1 pseudogene is annotated in these 1058 nt (G+C 64.0%); it reads right to left on the bottom strand.

The features are described from left to right. Window positions 1–815 (bottom strand): annotated as a pseudogene (locus tag FK268_RS25155) (IS3 family transposase); the annotation flags it as partial. Between the last annotated feature and the right edge of the window lie 243 nt (window positions 816–1058).

Below are 1058 nucleotides of genomic sequence, written 5' to 3'. Positions count from 1 at the left end.
GTTGAGCGCAGCAACGGCGAGACGGGATTGCATGCGGTCATCGATGCTGTAGCCGACGATCCGCCCCGAGCAGGCATCCTTGATCGCGCAGAGGTAGAGCTTGCCTTCGTCGGTCCAGTGCTCGGTGATATCGGTCAACCACAATTGGTTCGGGGAGTCGGCGGTGAAGTCGCGTTCAACCAGGTCATCGTGCACCGGCGGCCCCGGCTTCTTACCGTTCTTCCCACGTTTCTTACCGAAGCTCGACCACCAGCCGTTGGCGCAGCAGATCCGCCACGCCGTCCTCGCGCTCATCGCCTGACCAGCGTGTTCGGCTTCGTCGGCGAGGAACCGGTACCCGAACTCCGGGTCCTCGCAGTGCGCATCGAACAGGGCGTTCGCCCGCGCGGCCGCGACCCGATCGGCGGTGGTGACCGCCTCCTTGAGCCACCGGTAGTAGGGCTGTCTGGCGAGCTTGAGTACCCGGCACGTCACCGCGACGGGGATTCCGTCGGCGGCGAGCTCCTTCACGAGCGGGTAGAACCTTTTCCCGGCAGGTTCGCCTGCGACAGATACGCCGCGGCCCGGCGCAGGACCTCATTCTCCTGCTCCAACAACCGGATTCGCTTGTTGGCCTCCCGCAACTCCGCCGACTGCCCCGACGTCATCCCAGGCTTGTTGCCGTCATCGATGTCGGCGCGTCGCATCCACTTCTGCAACGTCATCTCATGGATCCCGAAGTCCTTCGCGATCTGCGCGAGCGTCACACCGCTCTCACGATCCCGGGCAACCCGGACCACATCATCACGGAACTCTTTCGGATAAGGCTTAGGCACAGTAGTCATCCTTCCAGGCCGCCCTCCCGGGGCAAGCCAGATCAGATGTCACCTAACCGTGCACCAGTCCCGATCGACGCCGACGCCTCACAGGTCCATGGAGGCAAGTATTCCGAGGCTACAGCGGCTGCACTCTGCGGATTGGTCGCGGGCGCCTAGTTGTTGAGGCCGGGGACGTTGTGAACGCGTAGCCGTTCGATCGGGGTCTGGCCGCCGATGCCGGAATGTGGTCGGTGGTGATTG

This window comes from Tsukamurella sputi (assembly GCF_007858445.1).
GTDB classification, from domain to species: domain Bacteria; phylum Actinomycetota; class Actinomycetes; order Mycobacteriales; family Mycobacteriaceae; genus Tsukamurella; species Tsukamurella sputi.
This window is presented reverse-complemented; position numbering and strand designations above follow the sequence as displayed.